General features: G+C 74.7%; 14 protein-coding genes. 11 read left to right on the plus strand and 3 right to left on the minus strand.

Features of this window, described 5'->3' with window-relative positions; all coding sequences use genetic code 11:
* Nucleotides 1-239 precede the first annotated feature (239 nt).
* The 3 genes from JAO84_RS24945 (at nt 240) to JAO84_RS24955 (ending at nt 4,143) form a co-directional block, all read left to right on the plus strand.
* Nucleotides 240-1,451 (plus strand): NADP-dependent malic enzyme, encoded by a 1,212-nt coding sequence (locus JAO84_RS24945; protein WP_370414850.1) that lies wholly within the window; start codon nt 240-242, stop codon nt 1,449-1,451.
* 206 nt (nt 1,452-1,657) lie between these two features.
* Nucleotides 1,658-2,623 carry a zinc-binding dehydrogenase gene (locus tag JAO84_RS24950; RefSeq protein WP_370414851.1) on the plus strand — a complete coding sequence of 322 codons (966 nt, stop codon included), beginning with the start codon at nt 1,658-1,660 and terminating at the stop codon, nt 2,621-2,623.
* Between the two features lie 113 nt (nt 2,624-2,736).
* Nucleotides 2,737-4,143 carry a cellulase family glycosylhydrolase gene (locus JAO84_RS24955; protein WP_370414852.1) on the plus strand — a complete coding sequence of 469 codons (1,407 nt, stop codon included), beginning with the start codon at nt 2,737-2,739 and terminating at the stop codon, nt 4,141-4,143.
* A 108-nt stretch (nt 4,144-4,251) separates the two neighbouring features.
* On the opposite strand, the gene JAO84_RS24960 is transcribed toward JAO84_RS24955, so the two are convergent.
* Nucleotides 4,252-5,142 (minus strand): helix-turn-helix transcriptional regulator, encoded by an 891-nt coding sequence (locus tag JAO84_RS24960; RefSeq protein WP_370414853.1) that lies wholly within the window; start codon nt 5,140-5,142, stop codon nt 4,252-4,254.
* Between the two features lies 1 nt (nt 5,143).
* Nucleotides 5,144-6,031 carry a DUF4097 domain-containing protein gene (locus JAO84_RS24965; protein ID WP_370414854.1) on the minus strand — a complete coding sequence of 296 codons (888 nt, stop codon included), beginning with the start codon at nt 6,029-6,031 and terminating at the stop codon, nt 5,144-5,146.
* Between the two features lie 203 nt (nt 6,032-6,234).
* Here JAO84_RS24965 and JAO84_RS24970 point away from each other — a divergent pair, with 203 nt between their 5' ends.
* Nucleotides 6,235-7,080 carry a hypothetical protein gene (locus tag JAO84_RS24970; protein ID WP_370414855.1) on the plus strand — a complete coding sequence of 282 codons (846 nt, stop codon included), beginning with the start codon at nt 6,235-6,237 and terminating at the stop codon, nt 7,078-7,080.
* A 15-nt stretch (nt 7,081-7,095) separates the two neighbouring features.
* On the opposite strand, the gene JAO84_RS24975 is transcribed toward JAO84_RS24970, so the two are convergent.
* Complete coding sequence (locus tag JAO84_RS24975) at nt 7,096-7,278, minus strand: DUF6104 family protein (protein ID WP_019075209.1); 183 nt, start codon at nt 7,276-7,278, stop codon at nt 7,096-7,098.
* A 105-nt stretch (nt 7,279-7,383) separates the two neighbouring features.
* Between JAO84_RS24975 and JAO84_RS24980 the strand changes: the two genes are divergently transcribed.
* From JAO84_RS24980 to fxsT, 7 genes are all read left to right on the plus strand, one after another.
* The gene (locus tag JAO84_RS24980; protein ID WP_370414856.1) at nt 7,384-7,890 is read left to right on the plus strand and encodes a CU044_2847 family protein; all 507 of its coding nucleotides are present in this window, start codon (nt 7,384-7,386) and stop codon (nt 7,888-7,890) included.
* The gene (locus tag JAO84_RS24985; RefSeq protein WP_370414857.1) at nt 7,887-9,971 is read left to right on the plus strand and encodes a trypsin-like peptidase domain-containing protein; all 2,085 of its coding nucleotides are present in this window, start codon (nt 7,887-7,889) and stop codon (nt 9,969-9,971) included. Before JAO84_RS24980 ends, JAO84_RS24985 begins: the two co-directional genes overlap by 4 nt.
* 301 nt (nt 9,972-10,272) lie before the next feature.
* Entirely contained in the window at nt 10,273-11,340 is a 1,068-nt protein-coding gene (locus JAO84_RS24990) for an AAA family ATPase (protein WP_370414858.1), read from the plus strand.
* A gap of 7 nt (nt 11,341-11,347) precedes the next feature.
* Complete coding sequence (locus JAO84_RS24995) at nt 11,348-14,533, plus strand: SAV_2336 N-terminal domain-related protein (protein ID WP_370414859.1); 3,186 nt, start codon at nt 11,348-11,350, stop codon at nt 14,531-14,533.
* 186 nt (nt 14,534-14,719) lie between these two features.
* A complete protein-coding gene (locus JAO84_RS25000; protein WP_370414860.1) occupies nt 14,720-14,914 on the plus strand; it encodes a hypothetical protein in 195 nt (64 codons plus the stop codon).
* A gap of 99 nt (nt 14,915-15,013) precedes the next feature.
* On the plus strand, nt 15,014-16,291 hold the full coding sequence (locus JAO84_RS25005) for an HEXXH motif domain-containing protein (RefSeq protein ID WP_370414861.1): 1,278 nt from the start codon (nt 15,014-15,016) through the stop codon (nt 16,289-16,291).
* Between the two features lie 70 nt (nt 16,292-16,361).
* Nucleotides 16,362-19,385 carry an FxSxx-COOH system tetratricopeptide repeat protein gene (gene fxsT / locus JAO84_RS25010; protein ID WP_370414862.1) on the plus strand — a complete coding sequence of 1,008 codons (3,024 nt, stop codon included), beginning with the start codon at nt 16,362-16,364 and terminating at the stop codon, nt 19,383-19,385.
* Nucleotides 19,386-19,409: the final 24 nt, after the last annotated feature.

Genomic DNA, 19,409 nt, shown 5'->3' on the forward strand with positions numbered 1-19,409 from the left:
TCCGTGCTCCGTTCAGGGCCGGTAGCACTCGGTATGAGTCGCGTCACCGAGGAGGTATCGACTCGTCTCCGGACCCGTCTGTCCGGTAAGAAGGATCCTTACACCCCTCATCCGGGGCTCAGGGCGCGTTGTGCGGCGCGCCCGCGCGGCTGCCAGACAAGGCGGCCGCGGGACCCACCCACCCCTCCTCAACCGGGAGTGGCCACCCTCAAATGAAGAAGACTTAAGGGGTCAACCCAATGGCAGCGGAGATCGTCAATCCTCGCAGCGAGACCGGTACGGAAGGGGCTCCCGAGGAGCCCTTCGACCCGGCGTTCGCGCTGCACCGCGGCGGCAAGATGGCCATTTCGGCCACGGTGCCGCTGCGCGACAAGGACGACCTGTCCCTCGCGTACACGCCCGGCGTCGCCAAGGTGTGCACGGCAATCGCGGAGCAGCCCGAGCTGGTCAACGACTACACCTGGAAGTCCCAGGTCGTCGCGGTCGTGACCGACGGCACGGCGGTGCTCGGCCTCGGCGACATCGGCCCGGAGGCCTCCCTCCCGGTCATGGAGGGGAAGGCCATCCTCTTCAAGCAGTTCGGCGGCGTGGACGCGGTTCCGATCGCGCTCGCCACCACCGACGCCGACGAGATCGTCGAGACCGTCGTCCGGCTCGCCCCGTCCTTCGGCGGCGTGAACCTGGAGGACATCTCGGCGCCCCGGTGCTTCGAGATCGAGCGCAAGCTCCAGGAGCGCCTGGACATCCCGGTCTTCCACGACGACCAGCACGGCACCGCGATCGTGACGCTCGCGGCCCTGCGCAACGCGGCCAAGCTGACCGACCGCACCCTGGGCGACCTGCGCGCGGTCATCTCCGGCGCGGGCGCGGCCGGTGTGGCCATCGCGAAGTTCCTGCTGTCGGCGGGTATCGGCGACGTCGCCGTGACCGACCGCAAGGGCATCGTGAGCAGTGACCGGACCGACCTGACGGACGTCAAGCGCGAGATCGCCGGGCTCACCAACAAGGCGGGCCTCTCCGGCTCCCTGGAGACCGCCCTGGCCGGCGCGGACGTCTTCATCGGCGTCTCCGGCGGTACGGTCCCCGAGGCGGCCGTCGCGGCCATGGCGCCGAACGCCTTCGTGTTCGCCATGGCCAACCCGAACCCCGAGGTGCACCCCGACGTCGCGCACAAGTACGCGGCGGTCGTGGCCACCGGCCGTTCGGACTACCCGAACCAGATCAACAACGTCCTCGCGTTCCCCGGCATCTTCGCCGGCGCGCTCCAGGTCCGGGCCTCCCGGATCACCGAGGGCATGAAGATCGCCGCCGCCGACGCCATCGCCGGCGTGGTCGGCGACGACCTGTCCGCGGACTGCGTGATCCCGTCGCCGTTCGACGAGCGCGTGGCCCCGGCCGTCGCCTCCGCGGTCGCCGCCGCGGCCCGCGCGGAGGGCGTCGCCCGCCGCTGACGCGCAGCGCGTATCGCGCCCCGCGCCTCGTGCGCCGCGCAAGTCGAGAGGAAGCCTCGCCCGGGTTCGGCCGAACCGGGCGGGGCTTTCGCGTGGGCGGGGCATTCGTGTACGTGCCGTGGGGGCGGGCAGGGCCTGGATGAGGGACGCGCGTCACAGCGGGGTGTGGTTACGCGATCACCCGGTGCGCGCCTAGGGTCGGGGCCATGTTCGCTGCCTATGCCGCCCGAATCGACCGCGACCAGCCGCTGAACGGCCTCGAACTGGGGGAGCGCCCCGAGCCCGAGGCGCGGCCCGGTTGGACCACCGTCACCGTGAAGGCCGCCTCGCTCAACCACCACGACCTGTGGTCGCTGCGCGGGGTCGGACTGCCCGAGGAGAAGCTGCCGATGATCCTCGGCTGCGACGCCGCGGGCATCGACGAGCACGGCAACGAGGTCGTGCTGCACTCCGTCATCGGCCAGACCGGCCACGGCGTCGGCCCCGACGAGCCGCGCTCCATCCTCACCGAGCGCTACCAGGGGACCTTCGCCGAGCGGGTCACCGTGCCCAGCTGGAACGTGCTGCCCAAGCCGAAGGAGCTCTCCTTCGAGGAGGCCGCCTGTCTGCCGACCGCCTGGCTCACCGCGTACCGGATGCTGTTCACCAACGCCGGTGTACGGCCCGGCGACTCGGTGCTCGTGCAGGGCGCGGGCGGCGGTGTCGCGACCGCCGCGATCGCGCTCGGCAAGGCGGCCGGGCTGCGGGTCTACGCCACCAGCCGTGACGAGGCCAAGCGGAAGCGGGCCGTCGAGCTCGGCGCCGTCGAGGCCTACGAGCCGGGCGCGCGGCTGCCGAAGCGCGTCGACGCGGTCATCGAGACGGTCGGCGCCGCCACCTGGTCCCACTCCGTCAAGTCGCTGCGCCCCGGCGGCACCCTGGTCATCTCCGGCGCCACCAGCGGCGACCGCCCCGCGCACGCCGAACTCACCCGGATCTTCTTCCTGGAGCTCAAGGTGGTCGGCTCCACCATGGGTTCCAAGGACGAGCTGGAGGACCTGCTGTCCTTCTGCGCGGCCACCGGCGTCCGCCCGGTGATCGACGAGGTGCTGCCGCTCGACCGGGCGCGCGAGGGCTTCGAGAAGATGGCGTCCGGCGAGCTCTTCGGAAAGATCGTCCTGAAGACGGACTGAAGACCTTCTGAAGACCTCCGGACCGACCTCTTGAACCAGGACGCTTGTCCTGATGGGATCTCCGGCATCGCGAAAAGGTGAACAACGCTCACATCGCCTGCCGGAGGTCCCCCTTGTTGCGTACCACCCTCGTGGCGGGCGCCCTCGCCGCCGCGCTCCTCGCTCCCACCGCCGCCCCGACCGCCGCCGTCCCGACCGCCGCCGCCCAAGACGGCACCGGTGGGGCGATCCCCGTCCTCACCGACGCCAAGGGGCGCGCCCTCACCCTGCGCGGCTGGAACGTCGAGGACAAGGCCCACCGCGGCGAGCAGGCCCTCTCCGCCATCACCGAGAAGCACTTCCGCGACATGCGCGCCAAGGGCTTCAACTTCGCCCGCCTGCTGGTCTTCTGGGACGACCTGGAGCCCCGCCCCGGCCAGTACAGCCAGGACTACCTCCGCAGGATCGAACGCATCCTGGACTGGGCCGAGAAGTACGACGTCAAGGTCCTCATCGATGCCCACCAGGACGTCTTCGGCCCCGCCTTCGGGCACCGCGGCATCCCCGAGTGGGCCACCCGGACCGACGGACTGCCCTTCGAGCGCAACCCCGACGACTGGTTCTCCGAGTACTTCCAGCCCGCCGTGCAGCGCGCCTTCACCCACCTCTACGAGGACGCCGACCTGCGGCGCGCCCAGGCCCGGATGTGGCGCGTCCTCGCCGAACGCTTCGCCGGCCACCCGGCCGTCATCGGCTACGACCCCGTCAACGAGCCCATGGGCGAACTCCGGGAGGGCGAGGACCTGCCCACCGCGGCCCGCCGCATCGAGCGCGAGCAGCTCACCCCGATGTACAACCGCCTGGCGGACGCGATCCGTTCGGCCGACCGCGACGCCTGGGTCTTCGTCGAGCCGACCCCGATCGTCGGCGAGGGCGTGCCCACCGGCCTCGGCCGGATCGACGACCCCAAGGTCGTGTACGCCCCGCACTTCTACAACACCGGCATGGAGGCGGGCGCGGACTACGACCCGGCCGCCGGCTGGATCGAGAGCTACGAGCAGGCGGTGACCCAGTACCCCAAGGAGTACAAGGTCCCGGTGGTCGTGGGCGAATGGGGCCCGCTCAACAACTCCCTCCCGAACATGAACCGCTTCTACCGCGAGGCCATGGTCTCGCTCGGCCGCTACAGCTCCGGCTGGGCGGGCTACGTCTGGTGCTACGGCGGCGGCTACTGCGCGGTGAACGGCGACGGCACCTTCCGTACGAACAAGGAGCTCACCGCCGAGCCCTACGCCGAGGCCGTCGCCGGCACCGTCCGCGCCTCCTCCTACGACGCCGCGGCCGGCGTCTACCGCCTGGAGTACGACGCCGCCGGCCCCCGCGGCTCCCGCGTCACCGAACTCTCCCTGCCCCCGGGCGCGTGGCAGGTCGCGACCCGGGGGAGGGCGATCGTGCTCCGCCCCGCCCAGGGCAAGGCCCTGGTCCTCGCCACCCCGGGCACCCGGGTGACGGTCACGGTGGCCGCCACCGACCGCGGCTGACGGGGCCGGGAGGCGGGAAGGGCGTCGCCCTGGGCGGGCCCGGGCTCGCCCGGGGCCCGGACCCGACCCGGCGGCTACGGCCTGCGGGTTTCCCGGCCCGGCCCCGCCCTACGGCCTGCGGCGGTCCGGGCCGAGCAGGGACAGGATGCCGTCCGCCGCCGTCGCCAGATGGCGGCGGGCCTCGGCCAGCTGGTCGCGGCTCACGCCGTGGTCGCGGGCGGCGTCGCGGACGTCGTCGCGGAAGCGGTCGAGCAGCCGGTCCAGCTCACGGGCCGGCTCGGCGGCGCCGTCGATGTCCTTCGCCCAGTCGGAGACGGCCTGTTCGGGTGAGCTCGGCCGGCCGGCGGCCGGGCCGTGGGTCGTGCTCGTCACCAGGTTGCCCAGCTGGGCGGTGATGTCCGAGATGCCCTCCCAGACGCCCTTCGGCCAGTCGCCGCCCTTCAGCCGGTCCTGGAACTGGTCCTGGAGCTGCTGCGCGATCCGCTGGTACTCCTTCGCCTGCCGCTTGGCCGACTGCGCCTCCGCCCGTGCCTGGCGGGCCTGCTCCTTCAGCTCCTGCTTCGCCTTGCGCAGCTCCTCCCGGGCGTCGAAGGAGGCCGAGGCGCCGGCCGTACGGGAGGCGGTCGCCGCCGCCCGCATCTCGCTGCGCAGCTTTCCGGCGGCGCCCCGCACGTCGTCGCGGATCTCGGCGGCCAGTTCGGAGACGGACTCGCGGATCTCCTCCTCCAGGTCGGCCAGTTCGCCGCCGCGTCCGGCCAGCTCGGCCCGGCCTGCGTCGGTGATCGAATAGACCTTGCGGCCGCCCTCGGTGGCGTGGGTGATCAGACCCTCCGCCTCCAGCTTGGCGAGCCGCGGGTAGACCGTGCCCGCCGAGGGCGTGTACAGGCCCTGGAAGCGCTCCTCCAGGAGCCTGATCACCTCGTACCCGTGGCGGGGGGCCTCGTCGAGCAGCTTGAGGAGATAGAGCCGGAGCCGGCCGTGGGCGAAGACGGGCGCCATGTCAGAGGACCTTTCCGGACGCGGGGGAGGCGGCGGCCGAGCCGTCGCCGTCGCCGTCCGGCCCGTGCTCCGGCTCGGGGCGGCGCAGCAGGGCGATGGAGCCGGAGACGGTGGTCGCCTTCAGGGTGCCCTGGCCGGCGCCCAGCGTGCCGGAGATGGAACGGGTGCCCCAGGAGCCGCCGATCCGCAGGTCCTCGAAGGCGCTCGACACGGAACCGCTGGTGGTGCTGGCCTCGACCCGCGCGTCCGCCGGGTGCGGCAGCCGGATCGCGACCTCGCCGGAGACGCTGGTCAGCCGGATGTCGGCGGGCGGCCCGTCCTGGCCGGCCGCCGGGTCGAGGTCGATGACCATGTCCCCGCTGACCGTCTCGGCCTTCACCGCCGAGCCGGCGCCGTCGATCACGGTGACGTCGCCCGTCACCGAGTTGATCTGCAGCGCGCCGGTGACCGACTGCGCCTCCAGGTTCCCGGAGACCGTCTCGGCGCGCACCGGGCCGGCGAGGCCGACGAGCGTGGTGTCGCCGGTGACGCCACGCACCGCCGTGCGTCCCCTGACGCCGGAGATCACCGTCTCGGCGCCGATCGCGCCGACCTCGACGTCGGTGCCGGCCGGCACGGCCACGGAGACCACGACCCGGCGCCGGTGGCCCTTGGGGTCGAGCCACTTGAGGATGCCCTTCCAGTGCAGGTCCTCATAGCTCACGACCAGCGTGGAGCCCTGCTGCGAGACGATCAGCGGCGGGCCCTCGATCTCCGAGACCTCCACCCGCGCGGAACTCTCGTCGGTCCCCACCACGTTCACCGCTCCGTTGACCACACGGACCTGGAGCCGCCGGACGGGGTCGGTCAGCGGGATCTTGCGAGGCTCGGTGACGGACCACTCTGTCATGGTGCTGCCCTCCCGTGTCACGGTCACGATGTCGACTGCGACGCAACATATCGCGTCTTCCGATAGACACGATATATCGCGGTGCGGTCAAGTCAACCCTGACTCGCCCCGGACGGAGTCGAGCCCGACCCTGACAGGGATGGGGGCGTGCGTAATCCGGGGCATTCACTCCTTGAAGCGGACAATTGCCCTACGTTGGGGGCATGATTGCGACATCGGGATCCCGCTCCGCAGGAGCGCTGCTGCTCTGCCGCGCCGAGCCCCCGGCGGTCCGCCCGCCGGCCCAGCTGCTCCGCGAGCAGCTCCTGCTCGCACCCGCGGGACCCGACTGGAGCGTGCTGGTCCCGGAGGGGAAACCCTGGCTCGACGACGGCGAACCCGTCGAACGCGTCGTCACCGGCTGGGCCACCGCTCTTGCCGTCGGCGCCGCCATCTGGCCGGTTCTCGCCCTCTGGTGGGACGCGGACCGCGCCGGACTCACGCTGGCCGCCGGCTTCCGCCGTACCGTCGGCTACACCTGGCTCGCCGACGGCACCCCGGTCGGCGAGGACGAGGCCATGCGGACCTTCGCCGCCCGGCTCGCGCTCGACCCCGTGCTCGACGTCCAGGCCCTGGAACCGCTCACCCGGCCCGACCCGGACGCCGACGCCCACGCCCGGCTCGTCGGTCTCGTCGCCGTCCTCGCCCGCACCGGACTCGCCCTGCCCGCCGGCCTCACGCCCGGCGACAGCGCCGACCGGCTGCGCTCGGCGGCCCGCGCCCAGGGCGCCGAACTCCTCGAATGGTCCGGCTGGCGGGACGCCGTACGCGCCGAACTCGACGCCGTCGAGGACACCCGCATCGGCCCGTACCTGCGCGGTCCCCGCGCCCGCGTCCTCGCCGCCGCCCAGCTCGCGGCCGGGCTTCCGCTGCTCGCCTGGGGGATCGGCCGCCGCAGCGGCGGCTGGGCGACGGCCGGTGCGCTGCTCGTCGTCCACGGGGCCGCCGGCCTCGCCTACGACCGCCTCTACGCCCGCCTCTACGGCCACCTGCCGGAAGCCGCCCCCTGATCGCGCGACCGGCGCCTACTCGTCGTCGTCCTCGTCGTCGAGCCGCGCCAGCCAGGTCGCGAGGCGCTCGACCGGCACCTCGAAGTCGGGATTCAGATCGACGAACGTGCGCAGCTGCTCGGCGAGCCACTCGAAGGTGACCTCCTCCTCGCCGCGCCGCTTCTCCAGTTCCTCGATGCCACGGTCGGTGAAGTACATGCGATCAGAATAGGCCGTGGTCAGCGGAGCCGACCGCGTCCCCTGTTCCTCTTGAGCACCACGGACTAGCCTCTTTCATCATCGTTTCGGGGAGCGGGGGCCGCTGTGACGGATGGAATCGCCCGGATTCGGCTGGACGACGGCACGCCCGTGTGGGCCCGGGTCAGCGGGGCGGAGGAGCTGCGCCGGGGCGTCCCCGGCGGCGCGTTCCAGGACACCGGGATCGGGGACCGGATCGGGGACCGGGTGGTCTCCATGGCCGGCGGCCTCACGGACGTGGTGCGCGGGGTGGTCGGCTCGCTGCGCGCCGGACTCGACCCGGAGGGCTCGGTCGAGGTCGCCGTCAGCTTCGGGATCGAGCTCTCCGCGCAGGCGGGCAAGGTGATCGGCGTGCTCGCCGACGGCGGCGGCAAGGCCTCGATCAACGTCTCCCTGACCTGGACGGAACCTGGCCGTCCGGCCGAGGACGGCGCCACGCGCGCGGAGGAGGCCGCCGCGCCCGGGCTCGTACCCGCCTCCGTGCCGCCCATGCCCCCGGCCCCGCCCGCCGCGCCCACCCTGCCGCTGCCCCCGCCCGCCGCCTCCCCGGAGAACGGCCCTGGCGCCGTATGAGCGCCTTCGACGCGCTCGTGCGCCCCGCGCTCGTGCGCATCGCCGCTCCCGGCGACGGGTATGACCCGCACGGCGACCCGTTCTGGGGCACGGGATTCTTCATCGCCCCCGGCTGGGTGCTGACCTGTGCCCACGTCGTGGCCAAGGGGGGTAGCGCGGTGTGGAGAGAGGAACCCGCCGTCGGCATCACCTGGGAGGGCGGCCGGACCACCGGCCGGCTGGTGCTCGCCAAGCCGCGCCCCGCCACGCCTGACGAGGAGCCCGGCTTCTGGGAGTTCCCCGACCTCGCGCTCGTCCGGGTCGAGGGCGCCGAGGACGCCGCCTGCGTCCGGCTCAGCGAGCGCCCGCCCACCACCCCCACCCAGGTCAGCCTGCACGGCTGGGCCCGGCAGACCGGCGAGGTCGGCGTCCGGGACGTGCTCGGCACGGCGTACGGCTTCGAGGCGGGCGCCCTGCTCCTCAAGTGGGGCGTCCCCGTCGAGGGCTGCTCCGGCGGCCCGGTCGTCGACCTCACCCGGGGCGCCGTCATCGGCGTCAACAAGGGCCGCGGCCAGGACGAGGGGGCCGCCGTGCCGCTCACCTCGCTGCGCGAGCTCCACGACGTGCCCGGCGGCCAGGTGCTCCACGAGGTGCTGCGCGCCCACGACCGGCACCACCTCGCCCGCCACCGTTCGCTCCGCTCCGGACGCACCTGGACCGACGGCCAGATGGCGCTGTGGCCGGCCGCGGCCCGCGGGGTCAGCCCCGCCCGGCGCACCCAGCTGTACGGACGGTTCGCCGAACTCCCCTCGCCCACCGGCCCCGGCGAGGTGATGGCCCTCGTCGACGCGGTCAAGCGCCGGGTCCTCCACCCCGACTACCAGGCCGTCCTGGAGACCGACGCCCGCACCTGGCGCGACGGCGTGGGCCTGCTCCACGAACTGCACAAGGGCGAGCGGGAGGACGGGCGCGGCAGCACCGACCTCGGACTCGACGCCGTGCTCCTCTACGCGGCGCACGTCGTCCGCCACCTCACCGAGCGCTACGGCGCCGAGGCGGGCCCCGGCACCCCGACCGCCCTCGGGCTCGGGAGCCTGGTCGACTGGATCACCGACGAGTCCGGCGACGCCCACGCCGCCGTGCGCGAGGAGATCGCCGCCCTGCTCGACCCCGCGCCGGCGGACCCCGTCACCCCCGCCAGGGCGGCCGGACCGCGAGCCGACGTGCGGATCGAGATCGACTCCGTGCCCTGGGCCACCGGAGCCCCGCGCTACACCTGGCGCGTGATGCTGCTCTTCGACGGCCGCACCATGACCCCGCTGGCCGGCCACGACGAGGGACTGCTCCGGGACCAGCTCCAGGACAGCCTGCGCGGCCCGCTCGACGAGGCCCTGGGCCACGGGGACAGCGGCGACCACCTCGCCGCGGTCGAATTCGTGGTGCCGCGCGAGCTGTTCGACCTGCCCTTCGACACCTGGCGGCTCGCGCCCGAGGACGAACCCTTCGGCGAGCGCTCCCTGCCCCTCGGCCAGCGGCGCACCGTCGTCCTCCGCGACCGCCACCGCGGCCGCCGCCGGCCCTCCCCGGAGTGGCACCGGCGCTGGCGGGGCAGCGAGGGCGGCCCGCTGCGGGCGGTGCCGCTGCGCGCCGAGGTGCTCGCCGCGGGCGCCGAGGCGCACGCCGCGCAGCTGCGCAAGGAGAGCCGGACCGCGTCGTACGAGCGCCTGGACGCGGCCCCCGACGGCAGCGTGCCGGTCTTCTGCGGCGCGGTCGGTACGGGCGACGGGCGGCGCGCCCTGGACGCCGCGCTCGCCGCCGGGCACCCCGTCGCGCTGTGGCGGCACTCGGCCCGCGAGCACGGCGACTGCCCCGAGTTCCACAAGGGCGCAGGGGTGCTGCTCGCGGGCGCCGGCGCGGCCGACGGACTGCACCGTCCCGTGCGCACCCTGCGCCGGCGCGTGGGCGACACCGAGGCGGACCCCCGGGAGCGGGCCGAGCACGCCTGGGCCGAGGGCCTTGCGGTGCTCTACGACCCGCCCGACCGCCCGCCGTTCGAGGCCCCGCTGGAGGGCCCGTCGCTGCTCGGCGAGGACGAGCGGTGACCCGTACGGGGCGGAATGGGGGACCGGTCAGGGGTCGGGCGGGAGTCCTGGCGGGGGTCCGGACGGTTGTCCGAGTGGGAGCCCGTGCGAGGCCGTTCGGCGGCGCGCGGACTCAACCCGGCCGCGACGGGGCAGTTTCGACGGGGGAGCCGCCCGGCGCGTGCCGGCGGGTGCGGACCGGCTTCGGCCGTTCGGGTCAACTCACGCTCGACGGGGCTGGATTGGCCGGAGACGGAGCAGAGGTCCGAGCGGTACGGTCGACGGGGGTCGGCGCAGGCATCACAGCCAGGAGGGGTCAGGCGTGAACGATTGGCGGATCTACCGTGGGGCCGGCCATCCGCATGACGAGATACGGCGACTGCCCGCGCCGCCGCCGTGGCGGGACTTCTCCGCGGGCGGCGCCGACGACACCCTGGCCGGCTCCGACCGGCGGCTCGGCGTGCGCCGTCGGCTGGTGCAGAACCACCACCCCCGGCCCGCCGAGACCGACGCCGTCAACGCCGCGCTCTATCTGCGCCGTCCGCTGCTCGTCACCGGCAACCCCGGCACCGGCAAGTCCACCCTCGCGCACGCCGTCGCCCACGAGCTGGGCCTCGGGCGGGTGCTGCGGTGGCCGATCGTCAGCCGCTCGACGCTCCAGGACGGCCTCTACCGTTACGACGCGATCGGCCGCCTCCAGGACGTGCAGCTGGAGCGCGCCCGCGCCGAGTCCCGTACCGCGGACGGAGCGGGGGACGGCACCGGGGACGCAGCCGCCCGGGACGGGGCCGGGGAGGGCGGTGCCGCGAGCGCGGCAGGCATCGGCTCGTATCTGCGGCTCGGACCGCTCGGCACCGCGCTGCTGCCCTCCGAACTGCCCCGTGTGCTGCTCATCGACGAGCTCGACAAGAGCGACCTCGACCTGCCCAACGACCTCCTGAACGCCCTGGAGGAGGGCGAGTTCGCGATCCCCGAGCTGGAGCGGCTCGCCGACCGCGAACCGGTCGTGAAGGTGCTCACCGACGACGGACGCAAGGTGCCCGTGTACGGCGGACGGGTCCGCTGCACCACCTTCCCGTTCATCGTGCTCACCTCCAACGGCGAACGGGACTTCCCCGCCGCCCTGTTGCGCCGCTGCATTCGCCTGGAGCTGGAGGCGCCCGGCGAGGAGCAGCTCAACGCCATGATCGAGGCCCACCTCGGGGCCGACGCCGCCGCCGCCGAACCCGGGCTCGTCGCCCGCTTCCTGCACCGGGAGCCGGGCGAGGTCATCGCCACCGACCAGCTGCTCAACGCCCTCTATCTGACCCAGCACGCCCCCCGCGCCGAGCGGGTGACCCGGGACCGCATCGCGGACATGCTCATGCAGCCGCTCGATCAGCCGAGGTGATGGCCGGATGCACCGGATGCATCTGGAAGAGCTCACCCGCAGACTCCGGGCCGGCGGGCAGGACCCGACGGCCGAGGAGATCGCGGACGCCGTCTGGCTGGCCCAGTGGCTGCCGCGCGCCGATCCGGCGGGCCGGGCCGGGGACCCGCCGCCGGGCCCGCCGGCCGCGCCCGGCACCGACGAGGACCACCGGGATCCGGCCACCGGAGCCGGCGCCGACGGCGGCTCCGGCACACCCGCCACCGACACCCCACCGGACCCGGAGGCACCCGAGGCCGCGAAGGCGGCCCCGGGCCGGGCCGCCGAGACCGTCGACCTGCTGATGCCGAAGGACGGCGGCGGACCCGGCGACGGCCCCGGCGGACGCGCCGTCCCCGCGCGCGGCGGCGGCGCCGCGCTGCCCGTCCGCGCACCCGGCGCCAACGCCCTGCCCGGCCTCCTCGGCCTGCAGAAGGCGCTCCGGCCGCTGCGCCACTACGCCGCCCTGCTGCCCGCCCGCCCCGGCAGCCGCCGCCTCGACGAGGAGGCCACCGCCGAGCGCAGCGCCGCCTCCGGCATCCTCACCCCCGTGCTGCGCCCCGCCGCCGGCCAGCGCCCCGACATCCAGCTGCTCATGGACACCGGCCCGGCCATGGTCGTGTGGACCCGGATGGTCGAGGAACTGCGCCAGGCCTGCCAGCAGTCCGGCGCCTTCCGCGACGTCCGGGTGCACCGCCTGCACGACACCGGCGAGGGCCCGCCGCTCGTCACCACCACCACCGATCGCGACGGCCGGCCCCGGCTCCGGCCCGGCGACCAGCTCCACGACCCCACCGGGCGCCGCCTCACCCTCGTCGTCTCCGACTGCGTCGGCCCGCTCTGGCAGCGCGGCGCCGCCCAGAAGCTCATCCACCAGTGGCCCCGGCACTCCCCGCTCGCCCTCGTCCAGCCGCTGCCGCCCCGGCTGTGGCCGCGCACCGCGCTGACCGTCGAACCCGGCACCCTGGAACGGCCCGCCGGACCCGGCGGACACGTCCGCTTCGAGCCCGACGAGCCGGACTGGGAGCCCGTCGCCGCCGACCTGCGCGCCGTGCCCGTGCTCACCCCGACCCCCGAGGCCTTCGCCTCCTGGGCGCGGCTGCTGACCGGGCACGGCGGGGGAGCGGTACCCGGCTGGGCAGCCCGCATCGGCCTCCCGGCGTCCGTCGTGACCGGTGAGCGATTCGCGACCGTCCCCGCCACCCGCCCGACCGCCCCGGCCGCCTCCCGGCGCGGCGACGACGAACTCCTGCGCGCCTTCCGGGCCGGCGCCTCGCCCGGGGCGGTCCGGCTCGCCGTGCACCTCGCCGCCGCCCCGCTCGCGCTGCCCGTGATGCAGCTGGTGCAGCGCGCCATGCTCCCCGACACCGGCCCCATGGAGCTCGCCGAGGTGCTGCTCAGCGGGCTGTTACGGCGGCTGCCCGGCCCCACCCCGTACCCCTGCTACAGCTATCCGCCGGCCGTCCAGGACCATCTCCTCGGCTCGCTCGACCGGGGCGCCGCCGCGCTGGTCCTGAAGCACTGCTCGGAGTTCGTCGAGCGGCACTTCGGGCAGGGCATGCGCAACTTCCCGGCCCTCGCCGCGGCCCGGCTCGCCGGGCACGGCACCGACGAGGAACCGGCCGCCGCAGGCGCCGCCACCGTGCCCGTGGAGGACGACGAACCGCAGGCGGGCGCCGCCTCCGAGCTCTTCGCCCGCATCCCCGCGCGCGTGCTGCGCTTCTACCACCCCGACCTCGTCACCCCCGAACCGCTCGCCGCCGCCCGCCGGCTGCTCGACCGGTGGCGCGGCCAGTCCGACCCCTCGCTCCTCGCCTCCGCCCGCGAGCTCGCCGAGACCGCGCTCGGCGCCGACGGACCGCCCGCCCGCCCCGAGGAGCTCGCCGGGGCCCGTCTGGTGCTCGGTCAGGTGCTGTACGCGCAGGCCGGCACCGCGGCCGTACGGGACCGGGGACAGCGCCGGGAACTGCTCGACCGGGCCCTGGCCGAGCTCGTACGGGCCGGGGAGCTCGCCGCGCCCGGCGGCCCGGAGTGGGCCGAGGCCCGGCTCGAACAGGCCGCCGTCCAGCACGCGCTGTGGCGGCACACCGAGGAGACCGGACCGCTCGACGCGGCCCTCGCCGCGCTCGCCGGCGACCCGGCCGACTGGCCCGAGAGCCACCGGCACGCCCTGCGGGTGCGGCGCGGCCGGCTGCGCCTCGCCCGTGCCGAAGGCGCCGAGGCCGCCGCCGAGTTCACCGCCGCACTCGCCCTGCGGACCACCGGCCCGGTGCTGCTCGACCTGGCCGACGCCCTCCACCTCGCCGCCGCCCCGCCCGCGAGCGTCGCCGACGCCCTCGACCGCGCCGAACCGCTGCTCGGCGACTCGCTCGCGCTGCGGCTGCGCTGGACCACCGCGCGGGCCAGGCTGTACGAGACCACCGGCGACGGCCCGGCCGCCGACGAGGCGTACGAGAGCGCCACCCTGCTCACCCCCGCCGAGGGCGAACAGCGCGGCCGGCTCCTCCTCACCTGGGGCGAGTCCCTGCTGCGCCGGGCCGCCGCCGACACCGGGACGGCGCCCGTCGACCGCGCCGAGTCCGTCCTGCGCGAGGCCCTCACCTGCCTGCCCGCCACCGCCGGCGTCCGCTCCCGGGCCATCGTCCTCATCGGCAGCGTCCTCGCGCTGCGCTTCGACCGCGCGGGCTTCCTGCCCGACCTCTTCGAGAGCCGCCACCTCCTCGACCAGGCCGTCCGCACCACCCATGACCAGGCCGCCCGCGCCGAGGTGTGGCTCCAACTCGCCTGGGTCCGCCTCCAGCTGAGCGAGGCCGCCCGCGACGGGCGTCTCACCGACGCCCTCGCCGCCTACCAGCAAGCAGCCGAGGACACCCGCACCGCCCACGGCACGCACCCCGGCACGGTGACCCTGGCCCGCGCCCTGCACGGCCAGGGCGCGGTCCTCCTCCTGATGGACCGCCTGGCCGCCGCCGCGACCGCCCTGCGCGCCGCGGCGGAGCAGTGGCGGCGCCTCGACGGCGCCCTCGTGCCGGTGGACTGGGCGGACGTGGAGCGGACCCGGACGCTGCTCGCCGAGGTCACGGCCGTGCCGGCCCCGCTGCCGGGCAGGCTCACCCGGGCGGAGCGGAAGCGCATCGCCCCGCCGTGGTGGGCCTGGCGCGGTGGGGACACGTAGGCCGTGCGATCCGGCCTGATCGGAAGACCCGGCCCCGGCACCGCCGCGACGGAATCGGGACGGCTTGATAACGGGGGCGTGCATGGGCGCAGTTGAGTCGAACGGGTTTCTGGGTTCGGCCGGTCGGGAAGAACCGGTCCGCCGCTACGACCGTGGGGGACAAGGGTCGGTGAGGAGGAGCCGAGGGTGTTGCAGCACATGGAGTGGGTGGCCGGCGTCGACAGGACCGACGGGCGGCCGCGGCGCATGCCGGATCTCACCGGCGTCGACCTGCGGACCTTGCGCTTCATGGACGATCCCGACCTGTCGGCCGCCGTCGAGCAGGTGCTCTGGCAGACGCACGACCTGGCCGACTCCTGGATGGAGGACAGAGCCCGCTGACCTTCGGCGGACCGGCCGGACCGGCCCGACCGACCGGTCGTTTCCGGCCAGATGCCCGTGGGGAGCGGAGGGCCCGCAGCAACGGGGAGGGAGGCGCGAGTGAAGACCGTGCCCCTGTCCCCGGCCGCCTTCGCGCGACTGGCCCGGACCAGCCCCGACCCGGCCGGGCTCACCCTCCTCGGCTCCGCCCTGCACACCCGGCGGCTGCTGCTCCTCAAGGCGCTCCTGGTCCGGGTGCAGCGGCATCGGGAGGCCGTCGAACCCGGCGTGCTCGCCGGGTTCGAGCGCTCCTGGGGGCTGCTCGAACGGGTCGAGCGGCAGCACCCCGCCGTGGTCCGGGGCGTCCTCGACTACCCGTCGACCGGGGTCTGGCTGGCCGCCGCGCTCGCTGAGCCTGCCGGGCCGGGTCTGGACCGGCTGCTCGCCCGTTTCGACGCGCTCGCGCTCACCGCGGCGCTGCGCTGCGGCAGTCCGCTCGATCTGACCGTCGCGACTCCGGACGGCCTCCTCTCGCTGCCCGGCGTGGGACGCCTGCGGGTGGCCGCCGGGCGGGTCCGGGTCGGGGCGGACGGCCGGACCGCACGGTTCCACCCGGACGGCGGCCGGGCGGCGCTGCCCGCCGGACTGGCCCTCATGGACCGGCACCGCGGCGTCCTCGCCGGTCACGGCCCCGGCTGGAGCGCGGTGCACCGGCTGCCGGGCGGCACCGCCCGGCTCGACGACCTCGATCCGTACCGGGTGCCGGCCGACGCGGGCGGCCCGTCCGTCGGCACCGCCGCCGAGCACGCCGACACCGACCACGCCGCCTGGTCCGACCGCTGGCGCGCCGCCCGTGAGGTGCTGCTGCGCACCGACCCGGGCCGGGCGGCCGAGGTCGCCGGCGCGGTCCGGGTGGTCGTCCCGCTGGTCGGGCACGGCCCCCGGCACCTCGGCGCCACCCTGAGCGCCGCGCCCGGGGCCGTACTGACCTCGCTGCCCGCCGAGGGGCAGGGCATGGCCGAAACCCTCGTGCACGAGCTGCACCACAGCAAACTGGCCACGCTCCACGAGATCGTGCCGCTGTACGGCTCCGGGCGGGACGCCGTCCACCGGGTCGGCTGGCGGCCGGACCCGCGGCCCATCGCGGGCGTGCTGCACGGCGCCTACGCGCATCTGGCCCTGGCCGATCTGTGGCGGCGCGCGGTCACCGCCGACGGGGTCCCGAGGGCCTGGCGGTCGGGTGCCGGGCAGCAGTTCGACGACATCCACGATCAGGTGGGTGAAGCCCTCCTGATCCTGCTTGAATCCGATGAACTGACTGCGGAGGGGCGGGAGTTCGCGGCCCAAATGAGGCAGCATCATGCGAGCCTGGGCGCGACTCCCCTCGCCGCCGGGTAACACTGTGCCGACGGCACATGACACTGCGTTGTGAGAGCGGTGCGCGGGAGCGGGACGGGAGACACGACAGATGGCGGAACAGCGGTCGGGCGGTGCGGCGGAGCACGGAGGCAGGGGTGCGCCGGAGCACGTCCTCGTGGTCTTCCCCGGCTATCACCGCCCGTGGGCGAACTGGATCAACCAGCGGCTCGACGCCCACGGGGTGCGCGCCAGCCTGCAGCGCTGGGATCCGCCGCGCGAGGTGCCCCTGGAGGACTCGCTCGGCGATCTGCTGCTCGCCCGCGGGCACGTCCTGCTCGTCCTCGACGACTGGTTCTTCCAGCTCGGCCCGCGCGCGGCCGGCGAATGGAACGACGTGCTCCGCGGCTTCGTCGCAGCCCACGCCGAGCGCTTCGCCGCCGTCAACCTCACCAACCGCACCCTGCTCCCGGCCACCGCCGTCCTCGAACCCGTCAGCCTCTGGGGCGTCGGCGAGGAGGAGGCCGAGGCCCGGCTGCTCAGCCGGCTCGGCGTCGAGCCGGGGCGCACCACCGGCCGCCGGCTGCCCGCCACGGCCCTCGTCCGGTTCCCGGACACCCCGCCCGAGATCTGGGGCGAGATCCCGCGCCGCAACCCGCGCTTCACCGGCCGCGACGACCTGCTCACCGAGCTCCAGGAACGGCTCATGGACGCCGAGCGGGGCAACGCCGCCTGCACCCTGCTCGGCATGTCGGGCATCGGCAAGACCCAGATCGCCGCCGAGTACGCCCACCGCTTCAGCTCCGACTACGACGTGGTGTGGTGGGTCAGCTCCGACGACCGCAACGTGCAGCGCGACCGCTTCGGCGAACTCGCCGCCCAGCTCGGCCTCTCCACCGGCAACGAGCCCGGCGAACGCATCCGCGCCGTCCGCGAGGCGCTGCGCCGCGGCGCCCCGCACTCCCGCTGGCTCGTCGTCTTCGACGGCTGGGACGACACCGACGGCGCCAACGTGATCCTGCCCCAGGGCCCCGGCCACGTCCTCGTCACCTCCCGCAACCGCGGCTGGGGCGACCACACCGACATCCTCGAAGTCCCCGGCTTCGACCGGGCCGAGTCCACCGGCTATCTGATGCGGCGCGCCCCGCACATCACCGCGCCCGAGGCCGACGAGGTCGCCGCCGAGTTCGGCGACGTACCGCTGCCGCTCGTACAGGCCGCCGCCTGGCTCGGCGAGTCCCGCATGGAGGTCACCGAGTACCTGCGGATGGTCCGCGACGGACGCATCTCCGCCGTGGACGAGCCCTCCGGCGGCGACGGCATCCCCAACGCGTCCCTCACCTCCTGGTCGATACTGATCAACCGGCTCCGGCGCTCCCAGCCGCAGGCCATCGACGTGCTCAGCCTGTGCGCCTCCTTCGCCCCCGGCCGCATCCCGCTCGGCGTCGTCCGCGCCTATCCGCAGGCCGAACTCCCCGAGGACCTGCGCTGGATGGTGACCGACCTGGCCGCCTGGTCCCGGGCCCTGGACACCCTCGTCAACTACTCGGTGCTCAGCCGCGAGTCCCGCGGGCCGGTGGCCGGCGGGGAGCTGGGACCCCAGCAGGAGTCCGTGCACATGCACCGGCTCGTCCACGACATCGTCTCCCGGCTCACCGACGGCGAACACCGCTCGGCCCACCGCAAGGCGGTGCGCACCCTGCTCGCCGAGGCCGACCCCGGCAACCCCCTGGACAGCCGGAACTGGCCCCGGTACGCCGAACTCCTCCCGCACCTCGAACCCTCCGGCGCACTCGCCAGCCGCAACCCGCGGGTGCAGACCGCCGTCCTCAACTGCCTGCGCTACTGCTTCCGCAGCGGCGAGTTCAAGGCCGGGGTCCGGCTCGCGGAGCGGATCCGCGAGAACTGGTCCGGCTTCATGGACCCGGTCAGCCCCGAGATGCAGGAGCTCACCAACCAGGAGAGCTACATCCTGCGCCGTTACGGGCGCTTCCGCGACGCCTACCAGCTCGACCTCGCCCTGCGCGCCCGGATCGAGGAGGCGCCCACCCCCGACCCGCTCGCCTCGCTGCGCTCCTCGGTCTCCATCGCCAACGACCTCCGCTTCCTCGGCCAGTACCAGGAGTCGGAGCGGATGCAGCGCGACATCCTGGCCGAGACCCAGCGCCTGCTCGGCGAGAACGAGTTCCTCACCCTCGTCGCCGGCAACAACCTGGGCATCGCGCTGCGCCTGCTCGGCCGCTTTCAGGAGGCGTACGACCAGGACATCGCCACCTTCGCCCGCGCGGAGAACACCCTCGGCGCCCTGCACTCGCAGACCCTCACCATCAGCAACAACGTCGCCCACGACCTGCGCCTGCTCGGCCACTACCGGGAGGCGCTGGCCCGCCAGGAGGCCGGCGTCCGCGTACACGTCCGGATCCTCGGCCCCCAGCACCTGCAGACCCTGTACGCCCGCGCCCAGCTGGCCCTGTGCCGGCGCCGCGAGGGCGGCTTCCAGCAGGACCTCGGCGCCACCATGGCCAGCCTCCTCGAACAGCTGGAGCAGGTGCACGGCCGCACTCACTACGTGACGCTCTCCTCCATCAACAACTACGCCAACTTCCTGCGCGAGCACGGCGACCTCGACCACGCCCGCGAACTCAGCCAGGAGGCCGAGGCGGGCTACCGCTCCCTGCTCGGCCCCGCCCACCCCGTCGCCACCGGCGTCCTCGCCAACACCGCGCTCGTGCTCCAGGCCTCCGGGCAGCGCGCCGACGCGCTCGCCATCCTGGAGGCCGCGCTCGCCGGTCTGACCGCCTCCCTCGGACCCGACCACCCCTGGGTCCTCGGCTGCGCCCTCAACGCCGGTGCCGCCCGCAACTTCAACGGCCGGGTGGCCGACGCCGCCGAGCTCAGCCGCGACACCCTGCGCCGGGCCCGGCACACCCTCGGCAACGAGCACCCGCTCACGCTCTCCTGCCAGGTGGCGCTCGCCACCGACCTGCGCGGGCTCCGGGAGAACGAGGAGGCGGGCAAGCTGGAGGAGGACGCCCTGCTCACCCTCACCCGGACGCTGGGCGCCCAGCACCCGCACACCCTCTCCGCGCGCCAGCGGAACCGCCCGTACTGGGACTTCGAGGCCAACCTCGGCTGAAAGCCCGTACGAGCGCGTACGAAC

It is taken from the genome of Streptomyces fradiae (genome assembly GCF_041270065.1).
GTDB lineage: Bacteria > Actinomycetota > Actinomycetes > Streptomycetales > Streptomycetaceae > Streptomyces.